Genomic DNA, 13,320 nt, shown 5'->3' with positions numbered 1-13,320 from the left:
GTATGAGAAGGACTTGGGTCCTGATACGCAGAAGCTCGCGTCGCGCATGAGCCGGTTCAATCCCGATCGCACCTGGAAGAAAGTTGTCGAAACACGAGAGGTTAAGTGAATTATCCCGCGCTCGAAACCAACGCGCGCTCGGCCACCACGCTCGGCATCGTCGGCGCAGGCGGCATCGGCCAGAGTCTCTACGAGAGCATCCGTTCCTTCAACTATGCCGACGCAGCCGCGCAGATGCCGATTGTGATCGAAATCGTCATGGCAATTGATCCTGCCAGCGCAAGACTTCGCACAGTCTTGATCTAGCGCGCGGACAGCCTCAGCTCCCGCACCGCCATCACCAGCAGCGCGACCAGAAGCGGTAGTACGAAGTAGAGGCAGCGAAAGATCAACAGCGAGGCCAGAAGCTCTTCTTTCGCGAATTGCGGCAGCGCGATCAGCATGGCGGCCTCAAACACGCCAAGACTGCCCGGTGCGTGACTCAGGAATCCGAGAAGCGTAGCGGTCACGTAGATCACCAGTACGGTGAGGAAATCCACCTCCGGGTCGTCCGGCAGCAGCAGGTACAAAGCAAGGCCGCCGGCGGCAAGATCGAGCACGCCGATGCCGATCTGGACCAATGTCAGCGACGCTGTCGGCAATGTGACGGACCATGCGCCGGCGCCGACCGTTCGCGCTTGAGGGATCAGCCAAAGGACATAGCCCGCGACGGCCGCGAGGCCGGCGAGCCCGACCGCCTGATTGACCGGCGAGGACAAGCGGCTGACGGCCCCGGCCGCGTCCGGCGCAACAGCCATACCGATGCCGAGCACGACGATATTGCCGAGCCAGAACGTAAGCCCGGTGATGAAGGCAAGCCTCGCGATATCGACGACCGACAGCCTCCACACCAAATAGATGCGCCAACGCACCGCGCCGGCCGTGAACACCGTAGCGCCGAGACTGTGCCCGATGGCGGAACTGGTGAAACTTGCAAGAGCCGCGACGCGATACGGCACATGATGACATCCGATAATTCGCAGCGAGAAGTATTCGTAGAACGTCAACGTCACATAAGCGATGCCGACGAACGCACCGGCCAGAACCACCGTATGCCCTGGCTTCGAACCCAGAGCGGCGAGTACGCGCGCGACGTCGATATCGCGCAGGATGAAAAGCAGCGCGACACCTGCCGCGGCAACGATCAGAACGCTCACGATAAAGCCGATCTTGCGCCAGCAAACCCACCTCAGAACGGACCGGGCGATGAAGGTCGTCACGTCTGGTATCGGCATCCGCTAATGAGCTTCCGAATCGGCTGTCACATCCGCGCGGAAACTCGCATCGCAGCGTAACAGCCTTGTTACAGCGGTAGATGTCTGGCGAAAGCCGCCGACCGTCACACGGTTGAGACACGACGACGCAATGGTGACGCCAGCGAATCGGCGACTGTCGCCGTATCAGCGTCACGAGAGACTTCAATGCGAGTCCTGATCGCGACCGACGCTTGGCACCCACAGGTCAATGGCGTGGTGCGTACGCTCACCTCGCTCGCGCGGAGCGCAAAAACGCTTGGAGTGGAGGTCGAGTTTCTCTCGCCGGATGGGTTCCCGACGGTCCCGCTCCCGAGCTATCCGGGTTTACGCCTTGCCTTGCCGGGTGGCCGCGAGATCGCCCGACGGATTGAGCAGGCCAAACCGGACGCCATACACATCGCGACCGAAGGGCCGATCGGACATCGCGTGCGCGCCTATTGCCGGCGCCGCAATTGGGCCTTCACCACGAGCTACACTACGCGCTTTCCCGAATATATCGCGGCGCGCTGGCCCATCCCCGAGCGGCTGATCTACGCCGCCCTGCGGCGATTCCACAACGCGGCGGCGGTGACGATGGTGGCCACACCGTCGCTCGAAGCCGAACTACGCGAGCGCGGCTTCGCCCGCATCGGCCGGTGGACCCGCGGCGTCGATACCGATCTGTTCCGCCCGGACCGCGCCATCGCGTTGCCGTTCCCTCGCCCGATCTTCGCCTGTGTGGGGCGGGTGGCGGTCGAAAAGAACCTGGAGGCGTTTCTGTCGCTCGATTTACCGGGAACGAAGGTCGTCATCGGCACCGGGCCTCAGGAAGACGAGTTGAAGCGGCGCTTCCCTGATGCGGAATTCCTCGGCCTGATGGAAAACGGCAGACTCGCCGCACACCTGGCGGCCGCCGATGCCTTCGTTTTCCCCAGCCGCACCGACACGTTCGGCGTGGTGCAGCTTGAGGCGCTGGCGAGCGGCGTGCCGATCGCGGCGTTTCCAGTCACCGGCCCGAAGGACGTGATCGGCGGCCATCCGGTCGGCGTCCTTGACGACGACCTTCGGATGGCGTGCCTCGCGGCGTTGACGCTATCACGCAAGGCATGCCGGAATTTCGCGCTTCAATACTCCTGGGAGAACAGCGCCCGGCAATTCATTGGACATCTTCGAGAAGTCGCCAGCGGCAGCCACGCCCACCCGGCGCTCACCAACCTCGCTGCGGCCGCGCACCGATGAATCCATCTTCGGCATCGTGACCGCCGATGCATCAAGCAAGGACAATGCATGACCGACCTGACCCATAGCGATCTCGATCAAGAAACCGTCACCCGAGCCTATGCCAAATGGGCGCCCGTCTATGACACGGTGTTCGGCGCGGTGTTCGAACGGGGACGGCAAGTGGCCATCGAGGCGGCCGAGCGAATCGGGGGACGTATTCTCGAGGTCGGGGTGGGCACCGGCATCTCCCTGCCGGAGTATTCGGACAAGAATACGATTTATGGCGTCGATATCTCCGAGCCGATGCTGGCCAAGGCGCGCGAGCGCGTGGAGCAACTGCGGCTCACCCATGTGGAAGGGCTCGCCGTGATGGATGCGGAGCACATGGATTTTCCCAACAATTCCTTTGACGTGGTCATGGCGCAACATGTCGTGACCACCGTGCCCAATCCGGAGGCGACGCTGGACGAATTCGTTCGCGTACTGAAGCCCGGCGGTGAGATCATCCTGGTGAGCCGGGTCGGCGCTGAAGCTGGCCTTCGGCGTGCGCTGGAAAAATGGTTCCAGCCGGCCGCACGCAAACTCGGTTGGCGGTCGGAATTTTCCTTCGAGCGCTACGCAAATTGGGCGGCGCGCACAGCGGACGTCACATTGGTGGAGCGCCGCGCGGTCCCGCCATTCGGCCATTTCTCGCTGATCCGCTTCGCCAAAATCGGAGGCAAACAAGCGCTCGCGCCGCATCAACACACCCGTATCGCGTGCTGATCGCCTTCGCACCTATATGCCTCTTGAAGACCCCGATGCCGCCGCCCAACACGGCGGCATTTTTCCGGCTGTCACAGCCGGTACATGGAATCGCCATAGCACAAACAATGCCGCACGATGAGGAGAGGTTATGAACGGATTTCTGGAAGCTCTCAGGATTCAGCGCTGGGACGATCATCGTTACTACCACCACAGCCGAATCAACCAAACACTCCATCTCGTCAGCGCGATCAGCTTCCTGTTCGCCTATGTGATGATGTTCAAGGATCCCGCGATTGCCGCGCTCGTCGGCTGGCTGGTTTCGATGACGACCCGCCAGGCCGGGCATTTCTTCTTCGAGCCAAAGGAATACGACGCCTACAATCACGCCACGCACGAATACAAGGAGGAGATCAAGGTCGGATATAACCTGCGCCGCAAGGTTATTCTGATGACGATCTGGGCGCTGTCGCCGATACCGTTGTACTTCGACCCGACGTTCTTCGGTCTTTTCACGCCGCACGCGGACAATGCGGAATTCATCCGCCACGTCGCCCTGATCTGGCTGGTCATCGGGATCGGCGGATTGATCTTCCGCACCGTCCATCTGTTCTTCATCAGGGACGTGCAAACCGGCCTGGTCTGGTTGACCAAGATCCTCACCGATCCATTCCACGACATCAAGCTCTACCATCGCGCGCCCTACCACCTGCTGCGCGGCCAATTGATCGACCCGCACACGGACGAAAAATGGCTGGACGACGATGCGGAGGAGCTGCCCCGCGCGACCTGAGCGCCGGGGACCGCCTTAGCTGCGATGATCGCGCAACGGCATAAGACGGTGCGCGATCATCTCCTCGAGGATGCTCCGCCTGACCGTCCGGTTGGACGCTGCGGGGGAGCACCAGAACCAGCCATCCCGCTCCATCGCCCGCGCCGCGCTGACAAAGCGCGCGGCAACCTCGTCGAAATCGGCTTGCGTGTAGTTCAGGCTGAAGATCAGGCGGCCGGTGCCGATCCAGCTCAGCGCCAATCCTTCCGCGCGCAGGTAATATTGCAGCATCCAGTTGTAGCGAGACGGCCGCGTATAGCAGACCGTCCAGATCGACGACAGGTTGGCGACCTGAACCGGCAGGTCTTGATCGCTCAGCAGCTTATTGAGTTGCCTGGCGCGCCCGTTCCACAGGGCATCGAGGTCACGATACAGCGCCTGCGCGTCCGGCGTTTCCAAGTAGCGCAGAAACTCGTCCATCGCGCCCATCACCGCGGGATGCGAGTTGAACGTCCCACGGGCAAAGCAGATGTCGGCCGGGCGATCCTCGCGGAATCGCTTCGTCAGGTCGCGACGGCCGCAGACCACCCCGATGGGGAACCCGCCGCCGACGGTCTTGCCGTATGTCACAAGGTCAGCGCGCACGCCGAAATACTCCTGGGCGCCGCCGCGCGCGAGGCGAAAGCCGACAAACACCTCGTCGAAGATCAGGACGATGCCGCGCTCGGTGCAGACCGCGCGCAGTTTTCGCAGCCATTCGGCATAGGCTGCCTTGTCGAAATGCGCGGAGCGCCCGCCTGACACCAGAGACGTATCCGCCGGTGCCGCCGCGTTGGGATGCAGCGCCTGCAAGGGATTGACCAGGACACACGCGATGTCGGTTCGGGTGCGCAGCACGCGCAGCGAATCCTCCGACATATCCTTGAGCGTATAGGTTTCACGCGCCGGAGCCGGATTACCGACGCCGGGCTGCACATCTCCCCACCAACCGTGATAAGCGCCGCAGAAGCGGACCAGATGGGAGCGGCCAGTATGATAGCGAGCAAGCCGCACCGCCTGCATCACCGCCTCGGTGCCGGACATGTGGAACGAAACCTCGTCGAGGCCCGAAATCGCCCGCAAGCGGCGAACGTTGCCGGCGATCACCGGGTGATAAGCGCCCAGCACCGGGCCAAGATCGTGCACCCGCTCGAGACCGCGCCGCATCATCTCCTTGTAAGCGTCATAACCGAGCAGGTTGACGCCATAGGAGCCGGTGAGGTCGTAGAATCGGTTGCCGTCGAGATCCGTCACGGTGACGCCGTCGGACGACTCCACGAAGGCGCCAACCTGAAGGTGGGCGCGCACGAAGCGGCTGTACTGGAACGGCACCCGATAGGTTTCCGTGAACTGCAGATCGGAGATGCCTTCGGCTGCCTCGGCGGTGCGGCGGACGGTATCGCCAAAGCGTTCCCGGTAAAGCGCCGACAACCGCATAAAGCCATCGCGGCGGCGGGTGGCCACTTCGGCCGGTGCGCCATCGGAGCAGAAGAAACGGCTTTCATCATACTCGTAGAACGGCACCAACGCCGCCACACGGCGCGACATGCGAGCATGCCCCGTCAGCGAGGGATGCTTGGCGCGCGACAGCTCGACCCGACGTTTGAGCGTCATCAGCGAGCCAACAAGGGCTGTCATGCCGAGTCCGTAGAATACCAATGTCATCCCGCCGTCGTTCATCGATTCGATGTTTACGCGGGAGATTTTACGGCACCATGACGATGCGAATCCGAATGCTACGGCTGTTTGCGCGGGAGAACCTCAACTTCCTGCTGACCAACCGCATTCCGCGCCGGTTCGCAACGTTGTTCATCGGCTGGTTCAGCAAGATCGAGCAGCCGCTGGTGCGCGATGTCTCGATCGCGGTGTGGCGGCTGTTTTCCGGGCTCGATCTGAGCGAGGCGAAACATACGCGCTTCCGCAGCATGCACGATTGCTTTATCCGTGAATTGAAGGACGGCGCCCGTCCGGTCGATCCCAACCCCGGAATTCTCACCAGCCCCTGCGACGCCATCGTCGGCGCTTGCGGTCCCGTTGCAGGGACCGAACTCTACCAGGTCAAAGGCTTCCCCTATTCCCTCTCGGACCTACTCGGTAACTCGGAACTGGTGGAAACCCATCGCAACGGCCACTTCGTGACGCTGCGGCTGACATCGGCCATGTATCACCGCTTCCACGCACCCCACGATTGCCGCGTCGAGCGCGTGATCTACATCTCGGGCGATACCTGGAACGTTAACCCGGTGGCGCTCAAACGAATCGAGAAGCTATTTTGTAAGAACGAGCGTGCCGTGATCGCGACGACGCTCGCCGGCGGTCATCCGGTCACGTTGGTACCAGTCGCGGCCATCCTGGTGGCAAGCATCAGGCTGCATTTTCTCGACGTGCTGCTGCACCTGCGCTATCGCGGGCCCAACGTGCTAGCGTGCGACACGAGCCTTCAGAAGGGTGAGGAGATGGGCTGGTTCGAGCACGGCTCGACCATCATCCTGTTTGCGCCAGAAGGATTTTCGATGTGTGAGGGCGTCAGCGAAGGAGAAACGATTCGGATGGGGCAGCCGCTGATGCGGCTGCCGTGATCAGCGCACACCGTGGAGCGGCGCGACGCCAAGCATACGAAAGGCAGCGTCGCCGGCGCACGCAAGATTTTGTTTCCGACTTAAGTGATGAACGGCGAGGCCGAAACGTTCTCTTTAAGGCCGCATTCGCCATTCCATAATATAGAGCATTTCAGCATCGTCGCTGCGTCTTCGCTTATGATGATTCGATGTCACCCAGATAGCAGCGGCGGCGTCAGTCGCGCGGGAGCTTCTCTCTTTCCCGCTCATTGTCCGGCAAAGTCATGACCTGGACCAGTTTCTGCATGCCGCAAGTCTGAAGCGAAGCCGATCCGTGCTGAACCCACTCGATGATCTCAAGTTGTCCGTTGAAATGCTCGACAGCCGCGGTACAGCTCTCCACCCAGTCGCCGCAATTGACGTAAGTGAGCCCGTCGATCGCGCGGATCACTGGATGGTGAATGTGCCCGCAGATGACACCGTCGACGTGGTGGCGGCGCGCCTCGCCGCTCAGCGTCTTCTCGAATTCGCCAATAAAATTGACGGCGTTCTTGACCTTGAGTTTGATCCAGCGTGACAGTGACCAATACGGTAGGCCGAACAAGCGGCGAACACTGTTGAAGTGCGTATTCACCACGATTGCCAAGTCGTAGGCGCGATTGCCGAGCAGCGCGAGCCATCGCGCATGGCGAATCACCACATCGAACAGGTCGCCGTGAATCACCAGGAACCGCCGGCCGTTGGCGGTCACATGCACCGACTTCTCCATCACTTCGATCCCTCCGAAGTGAGTGCCATAGAAGTCGCGCATGAACTCATCATGGTTGCCCGGGACGTAGACCATCCGGGTCCCCTTACGCGCTTTGCGCAGTAGTTTCTGGACGACATCGTTGTGCGATTGCGGCCAATACCAACTCGATTTGAGCTGCCAGCCATCGACGATATCGCCGACCAGATAGATCAGGTCGGCCTCATAATCGCGCAGGAAATCGAGCAGCTTCTCGGCCTGACAACCGCGCGTTCCCAGATGCAGGTCCGAGAGGAACAACGCGCGGACCCGGATGGGTCCTGCAGCAGGTCCGGCGGCGGCATGAACGTTCATGCCATTGGTATTGATGATTCCTGTTGCGGGACAATGACATTCGCGCCGGGAATCGTCTGCCCACTCGTGGAGCCCCCCCCGTCAGCCCGTCCATCCTAGAGATCGACCTTCAGCGCGGCGCGACATGCGCGAAGCCAAACGCTGCCACGCCACAACACCCCCCAATCCCCCGACGGCGTTAGCGTCACCGGCCCGGCCCATGCGCCCTCGGTGCACTGAACAACTGCGCCGATGCGGACGAGCCACTCGTCACGGTTTCACCGGAGGCATTGCCGAGTCAGATGATCGCATTGTCCTGCTTCTCAGGCAGGCTCAGCGGGGTCCCGACCCGCCATAACATTGACAAAATGAGTGTCTCGGCGTCAACTTCCAACGGCGACGGTTGGCTGTGGGGGCGTCCTTAGTTCAGGAGGTTTTCATGGTGCACATCGCGTTGCGTGCAGCGGGCGCAGTCTTGGCCCTTGCCGTCGCTCAGGCAGGAACTCCCGCTTCGGCCCAGGACATCGTTCTCGGCGCCTCGGTGCAGCTCACCGGCCCGGTCGCCAATACCGGCCGTTATTATAAGGACGCCTACGAATTCACGATCGACAAGATCAACGCGGCGGGTGGCGTCAAGGTCGGCAACGAGAAGCGCAAGCTCGCTCTCAAGATTTACGACAACCAGTCCGACGTGAATCTGAGCGTGCGCCAGTACACTCAACTTGTCTCGCAAGACAAAGTGAACCTGCTGCTCGGCCCATTCGCCAGCAATTTCGCGCTTGCCGATTCCGCGGTGTCTGAGAAGTATCGGGTGCCGATGGTCCAGGGCGGCGGGGCGTCGGACCAGATCTTCTCGCGCAAGTTTAAATACATTTTCGGCACGCTGGCCCCGGCCAGCAACTACTTTGGCTCGACCGTCGCGATGCTCAAGGAATTGAGCCCGCCGCCAAAGACCGTCGCGTTGCTCTACGCCGACGATGCCTTCGACGTCTCGGTGGCGGAGGGAACCCGTCCTCTGCTCAAGAAGGCCGGCCTGAATATCGTGATCGACGAGCGGTACACCTCGAACGCCAGCGACTTCAACTCGCTGCTCTCGCGGATCAAGAGCGTCAATGCCGACGTCGTTCTGGTCGCCGGCCATGAAACCGAGATCTTGAACTTCGTTCGCCAGGCCAAGAGTCTCGCGGCCGCGCCGAAGCTCTATTCGTTCACCGTCGGTGTCCCGAGCGAGGACTTCCGCAAGGCGCTCGGCAAGGATGCGGACTACGCCTTCGGCATGACCGCGTGGCTGCCGGACAGCAATCTCAAGGATCGCTGGTTCGGCGATGCCGCCCAATTTGCCGCGGCGTACAAGGCAAAGTTCGGGTACGACCCCGACTATCACGCTGCGTCCGGCGCTGCCGATGTCGAAGCGTTGGCCCAAGCCATCGAGGATGCCGGCTCGCTCGATCCGAAAAAAGTACGTGATGCCATCGCCAAGCTCAATTTCCCGAGCCTTTACGGCACCATCGCGTTCGCGGAGAACGGCCAGATCGACCTGCCGCAGGTTGTCATCCAGGTTCAGGGTGACAAGCTACAGCCGATTTACGGTGGCAAGGGCTTTATCGAAAAGCCGAAGTATCCGATGCCGGCATGGGATGCGCGCTAGTCGCGCGAATGTGTCAACGGTCGGGGTGACGTTTGGATCTGCTGGCACAAGTCCTCATCAACGGCACGTTGCTGGGCGGGCTCTATGCCGTCATGGCATTGGGACTCGCCCTGGTTTGGGGCGTCCTTAACATCGTCAATCTCGCCCACGGCGCGTTCATCATGCTGGGCGCCTATCTGGCGTGGTACCTTTATACGTATCTCGGTATCGATCCGTTCCTTGGTCTGCCGCTGACTGCGGTTGTCATGTTCTGTCTCGGCTACGCCATGCAGCGCGGCGTTCTGAATCTCGTGGTGCGCGCACCGATGTTCAACACGCTGCTCATCACCTTCGGCCTCGAAGTGGTGTTGACGTATCTGGCGCAACTGGCCTTCTCGGCCGATTTCCGCACCATCAACCCGCCCTATGCCGGCAGCAGCATCGCGCTCGGCCCGCTTGTGGTGCCCCTGGCGCGGCTAATGGCGTTCGGCGTCGCGGTGATGCTGACGGTCGGCATGTGGCTATTTTTGCTGCACACCAGGCTCGGGCGCGCCATCCGGGCGACGGCGCAGAATCTCGTTGCCGCACGGCTCTACGGCGTCGCTCCGCAGCATCTCTATGCCGTCACGTTCGGCATCGGCATTGGGCTCGCCGGCGCCGCCGGCGGCCTCTACGGCACGGTGTCGCAGATCAATCCCTATATCGGCGCGACACTGACGGCGAAATGCTTCGCGATCTCGATCATCGGGGGGCTGGATAATCCGCTCGGCGTGCTGGTCGGCGGGCTCGTGCTCGGAATCATCGAGTCGCTCACGGTCCTGTACATCGGGGCGACGTTCGGCGACGTTGCGAGCTTCGGCGTGCTGGTCCTTGTTTTGATCCTTCGCCCAAGCGGCCTGCTTGGAAAAACCGCATGACCGCGCTCCGCGTCGGCATCATCCTCCTGGTCGCCGCGGTGCTGGCGGCACTGCCGATGTTTGGCTCCGATGTGCTTATTCAATTCGGCATCAACACGCTGTTGCTCGCCGTGCTGGCGCAAAGCTGGAACATCATCGGCGGCTATACGGGTTATGCCTCGTTCGGTAATTCCGTGTTTTACGGCCTCGGCAGTTACGGCGTCGCCATCGCGATGGTGCAGTGGAACCTGCCGTTCGCGGTCGGAATGATTTTCGGCGCGGTGCTTGCCATAGCCTTCGCGTTCCTGCTCGGCATCCCGGTGCTTCGCCTCAAGGGGCACTACTTCGCCATTGCGACGCTTGCGCTCGCGCAAGTCATGAGCGCGATCGTGTCCAATATCAGCCTGGCCGGCCAGAACATCGGCCTCGTGCTGCCGCCGCTGAATAACGACCCTCTGTTCTACGAACTCTCCCTGGGCCTGCTCGTCATTGCGACGCTCACGGTGTTCTGGCTCACCCGCAGCCGCTTCGGGTTCGGCCTGATCGCTATTCGCGAGAACGAGGAAGGCGCGGCGGTCATGGGCGTCAACACGACGCTGTACAAGGTGCTGGCCTTCGCGCTGTCCGGGCTGTTCGCGGCTCTCGCCGGCGGCATCCATGCCTACTGGATCACGTTTCTGGACCCGGAAAGCGCCTTCGACATCAGCCTCAACGTCAAGATGATCATCATGGCGGTCTTCGGCGGCCCGGGCACGGTGTTCGGCCCGGTTCTCGGCGCCTTCGTCCTGTCCGCGGTCTCCGAGGTTCTGTCCAGCGAAGTCACCAATGTCGCCGGCCTGTTCTTCGGGGTGGTGGTCGTCGCCGCCGTGGTGCTGATGCCGCGCGGTGTCGCCGACGTCATGCGCCACTTCCGCAAATCGGGCTGGCGCTACTTTATCGAGAACTTGAGGACGCACCGGATATGAGCGCGATTCTCGAGGTCAGCCACGTCACCCGCCGCTTCACCGGACTGATCGCCGTCAACGATGTCAGCTTCACCCTTGGCAATGGTGAAATTCTCGGAGTCATCGGCCCGAACGGCGCCGGCAAGACAACGCTCGTGAGCCTGATCAGCGGCACGCTGCCGCCGACCTCGGGCGAAATCTTTTTCGAAGGCAAAAACATCACCGGGCTTCCTGCGTTCCGCCGCGCTCGTCTGGGCATCGGCCGCACGTTTCAAATCATGCGGCCGTTCCCGGGCCTCTCCGTGCTCGACAACGTTGCGGTCGGCGCCCTGTTCGGGCACGGCGATGGCGAGAGCGACCTCACCAGGGCTCGCGAGAAGGCGCGTGCGCAGCTCGAATTTGTCGGGCTCGCCAAGTTCGTAACGCAGCGGGCCGAGGAGCTCGGCGGCCCCAATCGCAAGAGGCTCGAACTCGCCAAGGCCCTCGCCATGCAGCCCAAGGTTCTGCTGTGCGACGAAGTGATGGCGGGGTTGAATCTGGTCGAGATCGACGAAGTCATTGAAGTGCTCAAAAAGATCCGCGAAAGCGGGATCAGCATTCTCGTCATCGAGCACGTCATCAAGGCGATCAAAAGTCTGTCGGATCGACTGCTCGTCCTGCATCACGGCGACAAGATCGCCGACGGTCCGCCCGACACCGTGTTATCGAACAGCGAGGTGATCGAGGCCTATCTCGGCAGGAGGCGCGCATGACCGCCGCCGGCGCGTCGAGCGAGCGGCTGCTGGTCGTCGAGGGACTGGGCGCGGGCTACGGGGGCATGCCCGCTCTACGTGACGTTTCCCTGGAGGTGCGGCGTGCCGAGATCGTCGCTCTCGTCGGCTCGAACGGCGCCGGCAAGACAACTCTGCTGCGGGCGCTGTCGCGTGTCATTCCCTGTACCGGCGCGATCAATTTCAACGAATACGACCTGGTGCCGATGGCGCCGGACGAAGTCTTCGGCACCGGCCTGGTTCATGTGCCGGAAGGCCGTCAATTGTTCGACCGCATGACGGTCGAGGACAACCTCCTGATGGGCGCCTATCGCCGCACCGATCAGGCCGCCATCGTCACCGATCTGGACCGCATGTACAGCCTGTTTCCTCGCCTTGGCGAGCGGCGCACGCAGCTCGCCGGCTCGATGTCCGGCGGCGAGCAGCAAATGTGCGCGATGGCTCGCGGGCTGATGGCCCGCCCCGATCTGTTGATGATCGACGAAATGAGTCTCGGCCTTGCTCCGGTCGTGGTTGAGCAATTGATGGATGTGCTGCAGGCGATTCGCAACGAAGGCGTCACCGTCTTGCTGGTCGAACAAGATGTCCACCTCGCGTTGTCCGCCGCCGACCGTGGCTATGTCATGGATACCGGCTCGATCGTCCGCAGCGGCAGCGCCAAGGATCTGATCGACGATCCCGCCGTGCGCGAGGCTTATCTGGGTCTGGCCTAGAGCGAAGGGTACCCGCCCTGGAGATCGAAACGCGGGTGGTCAAAGCCGTCCGGGAGCAACTCAGCCTCGCTGAATCGCATGACGGCGCCGCGATCATCAAGGCGCACGTCACCCGTGTTGAGATTCTCCGCGTTCGGGGGAAATCTCTCGTTTCGAGAGAATGCGTGGTGGGCCCGGCAGGACTCGAACCTGCAACCAAGCCGTTATGAGCGGCTGGCTCTAACCATTGAGCTACAGGCCCATCGCGCCGCAGCGGCAAGCGTGGCGGCGCGAAAATCCAGAGCGAAAATACAGAACCCTACATCCGGCGCAACAGCGGGCCGCGAAACAGCGCGAACGCCATTCGCGCCCCCGTTATATCCGCAGAAGCCGCTTGGCGTTGCCGCTGAGGATCTTTGCTTTATCCTCGTCGCACAACGGCACGGTCTTCATCCATTCGACGCCCGGCGGATTGACGACAAACGGCCAGTCCACCGCAAAAAGAACCCGGTCCACGCCCATTTCCTGCACGCAGCACATCAGCGCCGGCGTGGAGAAGTTGCCGCTCGTGGTGATCCAGAAGTTATGACAGAAGATATCGCGGAAGCTGATCTTCCGCGATGCGCCGGGACGCGCGATGGCGTGATCGACACGCCAGACCAGGAACGGCAGCGTCTCGCCAAGATGTCCGAGAATAATCTT

15 protein-coding genes and 1 tRNA gene are annotated in these 13,320 nt (G+C 61.9%); 11 read left to right on the top strand and 5 right to left on the bottom strand.

Annotated elements, in window-relative coordinates; translation table 11 throughout:
- Nucleotides 1–13 precede the first annotated feature (13 nt).
- Together VN004_RS22495 and VN004_RS04595 are read left to right on the top strand one after the other, a co-directional pair.
- On the top strand, nt 14–109 hold the full coding sequence (locus tag VN004_RS22495) for a DUF2950 family protein (protein WP_414710227.1): 96 nt from the start codon (nt 14–16) through the stop codon (nt 107–109).
- On the top strand, nt 106–306 hold the full coding sequence (locus VN004_RS04595; protein ID WP_325607478.1) for a hypothetical protein: 201 nt from the start codon (nt 106–108) through the stop codon (nt 304–306). The genes VN004_RS22495 and VN004_RS04595 overlap by 4 nt, the downstream gene beginning before the upstream one ends.
- Here the strand turns inward: VN004_RS04595 and VN004_RS04590 are convergent.
- On the bottom strand, nt 303–1,274 hold the full coding sequence (locus VN004_RS04590) for a YbhN family protein (protein WP_325607476.1): 972 nt from the start codon (nt 1,272–1,274) through the stop codon (nt 303–305). The two genes, VN004_RS04595 and VN004_RS04590, sit on opposite strands and share 4 nt — an antisense overlap.
- A 186-nt stretch (nt 1,275–1,460) precedes the next feature.
- On the opposite strand from VN004_RS04590, the gene VN004_RS04585 reads away from it, so the two are divergent.
- From VN004_RS04585 to VN004_RS04575, 3 genes are all read left to right on the top strand, one after another.
- Nucleotides 1,461–2,513: a glycosyltransferase family 1 protein gene (locus tag VN004_RS04585; protein ID WP_325607474.1), complete on the top strand. Its 1,053-nt coding sequence runs from the start codon at nt 1,461–1,463 to the stop codon at nt 2,511–2,513.
- Nucleotides 2,514–2,561: 48 nt separating this feature from the next.
- The gene (locus VN004_RS04580) at nt 2,562–3,260 is read left to right on the top strand and encodes a class I SAM-dependent methyltransferase (RefSeq protein ID WP_325607472.1); all 699 of its coding nucleotides are present in this window, start codon (nt 2,562–2,564) and stop codon (nt 3,258–3,260) included.
- Between the two features lie 130 nt (nt 3,261–3,390).
- Nucleotides 3,391–4,032 (top strand): hypothetical protein, encoded by a 642-nt coding sequence (locus VN004_RS04575; protein WP_325607470.1) that lies wholly within the window; start codon nt 3,391–3,393, stop codon nt 4,030–4,032.
- Nucleotides 4,033–4,047: 15 nt separating this feature from the next.
- Here VN004_RS04575 and VN004_RS04570 read toward each other — a convergent pair whose 3' ends face one another.
- Complete coding sequence (locus VN004_RS04570) at nt 4,048–5,688, bottom strand: aminotransferase class III-fold pyridoxal phosphate-dependent enzyme (protein WP_325607468.1); 1,641 nt, start codon at nt 5,686–5,688, stop codon at nt 4,048–4,050.
- A gap of 77 nt (nt 5,689–5,765) precedes the next feature.
- Between VN004_RS04570 and asd the strand changes: the two genes are divergently transcribed.
- Complete coding sequence (gene asd / locus VN004_RS04565) at nt 5,766–6,629, top strand: archaetidylserine decarboxylase (protein WP_325607466.1); 864 nt, start codon at nt 5,766–5,768, stop codon at nt 6,627–6,629.
- 214 nt (nt 6,630–6,843) lie between these two features.
- Here asd and VN004_RS04560 read toward each other — a convergent pair whose 3' ends face one another.
- On the bottom strand, nt 6,844–7,710 hold the full coding sequence (locus tag VN004_RS04560) for a UDP-2,3-diacylglucosamine diphosphatase (protein WP_325607464.1): 867 nt from the start codon (nt 7,708–7,710) through the stop codon (nt 6,844–6,846).
- A gap of 418 nt (nt 7,711–8,128) precedes the next feature.
- Here VN004_RS04560 and VN004_RS04555 point away from each other — a divergent pair, with 418 nt between their 5' ends.
- The 5 genes from VN004_RS04555 to VN004_RS04535 are packed head-to-tail and all read left to right on the top strand — an operon-like array spanning nt 8,129 to nt 12,639.
- Complete coding sequence (locus VN004_RS04555; protein ID WP_325607462.1) at nt 8,129–9,337, top strand: amino acid ABC transporter substrate-binding protein; 1,209 nt, start codon at nt 8,129–8,131, stop codon at nt 9,335–9,337.
- Nucleotides 9,338–9,369: 32 nt separating this feature from the next.
- Nucleotides 9,370–10,233: a branched-chain amino acid ABC transporter permease gene (locus VN004_RS04550; protein ID WP_325607460.1), complete on the top strand. Its 864-nt coding sequence runs from the start codon at nt 9,370–9,372 to the stop codon at nt 10,231–10,233.
- Complete coding sequence (locus tag VN004_RS04545; RefSeq protein ID WP_325607458.1) at nt 10,230–11,177, top strand: branched-chain amino acid ABC transporter permease; 948 nt, start codon at nt 10,230–10,232, stop codon at nt 11,175–11,177. Before VN004_RS04550 ends, VN004_RS04545 begins: the two co-directional genes overlap by 4 nt.
- Nucleotides 11,174–11,908: an ABC transporter ATP-binding protein gene (locus VN004_RS04540; protein WP_325607456.1), complete on the top strand. Its 735-nt coding sequence runs from the start codon at nt 11,174–11,176 to the stop codon at nt 11,906–11,908. The genes VN004_RS04545 and VN004_RS04540 overlap by 4 nt, the downstream gene beginning before the upstream one ends.
- The gene (locus VN004_RS04535) at nt 11,905–12,639 is read left to right on the top strand and encodes an ABC transporter ATP-binding protein (protein ID WP_325607454.1); all 735 of its coding nucleotides are present in this window, start codon (nt 11,905–11,907) and stop codon (nt 12,637–12,639) included. Before VN004_RS04540 ends, VN004_RS04535 begins: the two co-directional genes overlap by 4 nt.
- A 165-nt stretch (nt 12,640–12,804) precedes the next feature.
- On the opposite strand, the gene VN004_RS04530 is transcribed toward VN004_RS04535, so the two are convergent.
- Both VN004_RS04530 and VN004_RS04525 read right to left on the bottom strand, forming a co-directional pair.
- Nucleotides 12,805–12,880: transfer RNA gene (locus VN004_RS04530), tRNA-Ile, on the bottom strand.
- Nucleotides 12,881–12,993: 113 nt separating this feature from the next.
- The coding region (locus VN004_RS04525; RefSeq protein WP_325607452.1) for an amidohydrolase family protein at nt 12,994–13,320 on the bottom strand (327 nt) is incomplete at its 5' end.

It is taken from the genome of Pseudorhodoplanes sp. (assembly GCF_035565855.1).
GTDB lineage: Bacteria > Pseudomonadota > Alphaproteobacteria > Rhizobiales > Xanthobacteraceae > Pseudorhodoplanes.
The sequence above is the reverse complement of the archived record's forward strand: the minus strand, read 5'-3'. Positions and strand labels throughout refer to the sequence as shown.

Excerpts from the sequence above, each read along its gene's own strand:
- VN004_RS04590 (WP_325607476.1), bottom strand. The coding sequence starts at position 1,274 with ATGCCGATACCAGACGTGACGACCTTCATCGCCCGGTCCGTTCTGAGG.
- VN004_RS04585 (WP_325607474.1), top strand. The coding sequence starts at position 1,461 with ATGCGAGTCCTGATCGCGACCGACGCTTGGCACCCACAGGTCAATGGC.
- VN004_RS04580 (WP_325607472.1), top strand. The coding sequence starts at position 2,562 with ATGACCGACCTGACCCATAGCGATCTCGATCAAGAAACCGTCACCCGA.
- VN004_RS04575 (WP_325607470.1), top strand. The coding sequence starts at position 3,391 with ATGAACGGATTTCTGGAAGCTCTCAGGATTCAGCGCTGGGACGATCAT.
- VN004_RS04570 (WP_325607468.1), bottom strand. The coding sequence starts at position 5,688 with ATGACAGCCCTTGTTGGCTCGCTGATGACGCTCAAACGTCGGGTCGAG.
- asd (WP_325607466.1), top strand. The coding sequence starts at position 5,766 with ATGACGATGCGAATCCGAATGCTACGGCTGTTTGCGCGGGAGAACCTC.
- VN004_RS04560 (WP_325607464.1), bottom strand. The coding sequence starts at position 7,710 with ATGAACGTTCATGCCGCCGCCGGACCTGCTGCAGGACCCATCCGGGTC.
- VN004_RS04555 (WP_325607462.1), top strand. The coding sequence starts at position 8,129 with ATGGTGCACATCGCGTTGCGTGCAGCGGGCGCAGTCTTGGCCCTTGCC.
- VN004_RS04545 (WP_325607458.1), top strand. The coding sequence starts at position 10,230 with ATGACCGCGCTCCGCGTCGGCATCATCCTCCTGGTCGCCGCGGTGCTG.
- VN004_RS04540 (WP_325607456.1), top strand. The coding sequence starts at position 11,174 with ATGAGCGCGATTCTCGAGGTCAGCCACGTCACCCGCCGCTTCACCGGA.
- VN004_RS04535 (WP_325607454.1), top strand. The coding sequence starts at position 11,905 with ATGACCGCCGCCGGCGCGTCGAGCGAGCGGCTGCTGGTCGTCGAGGGA.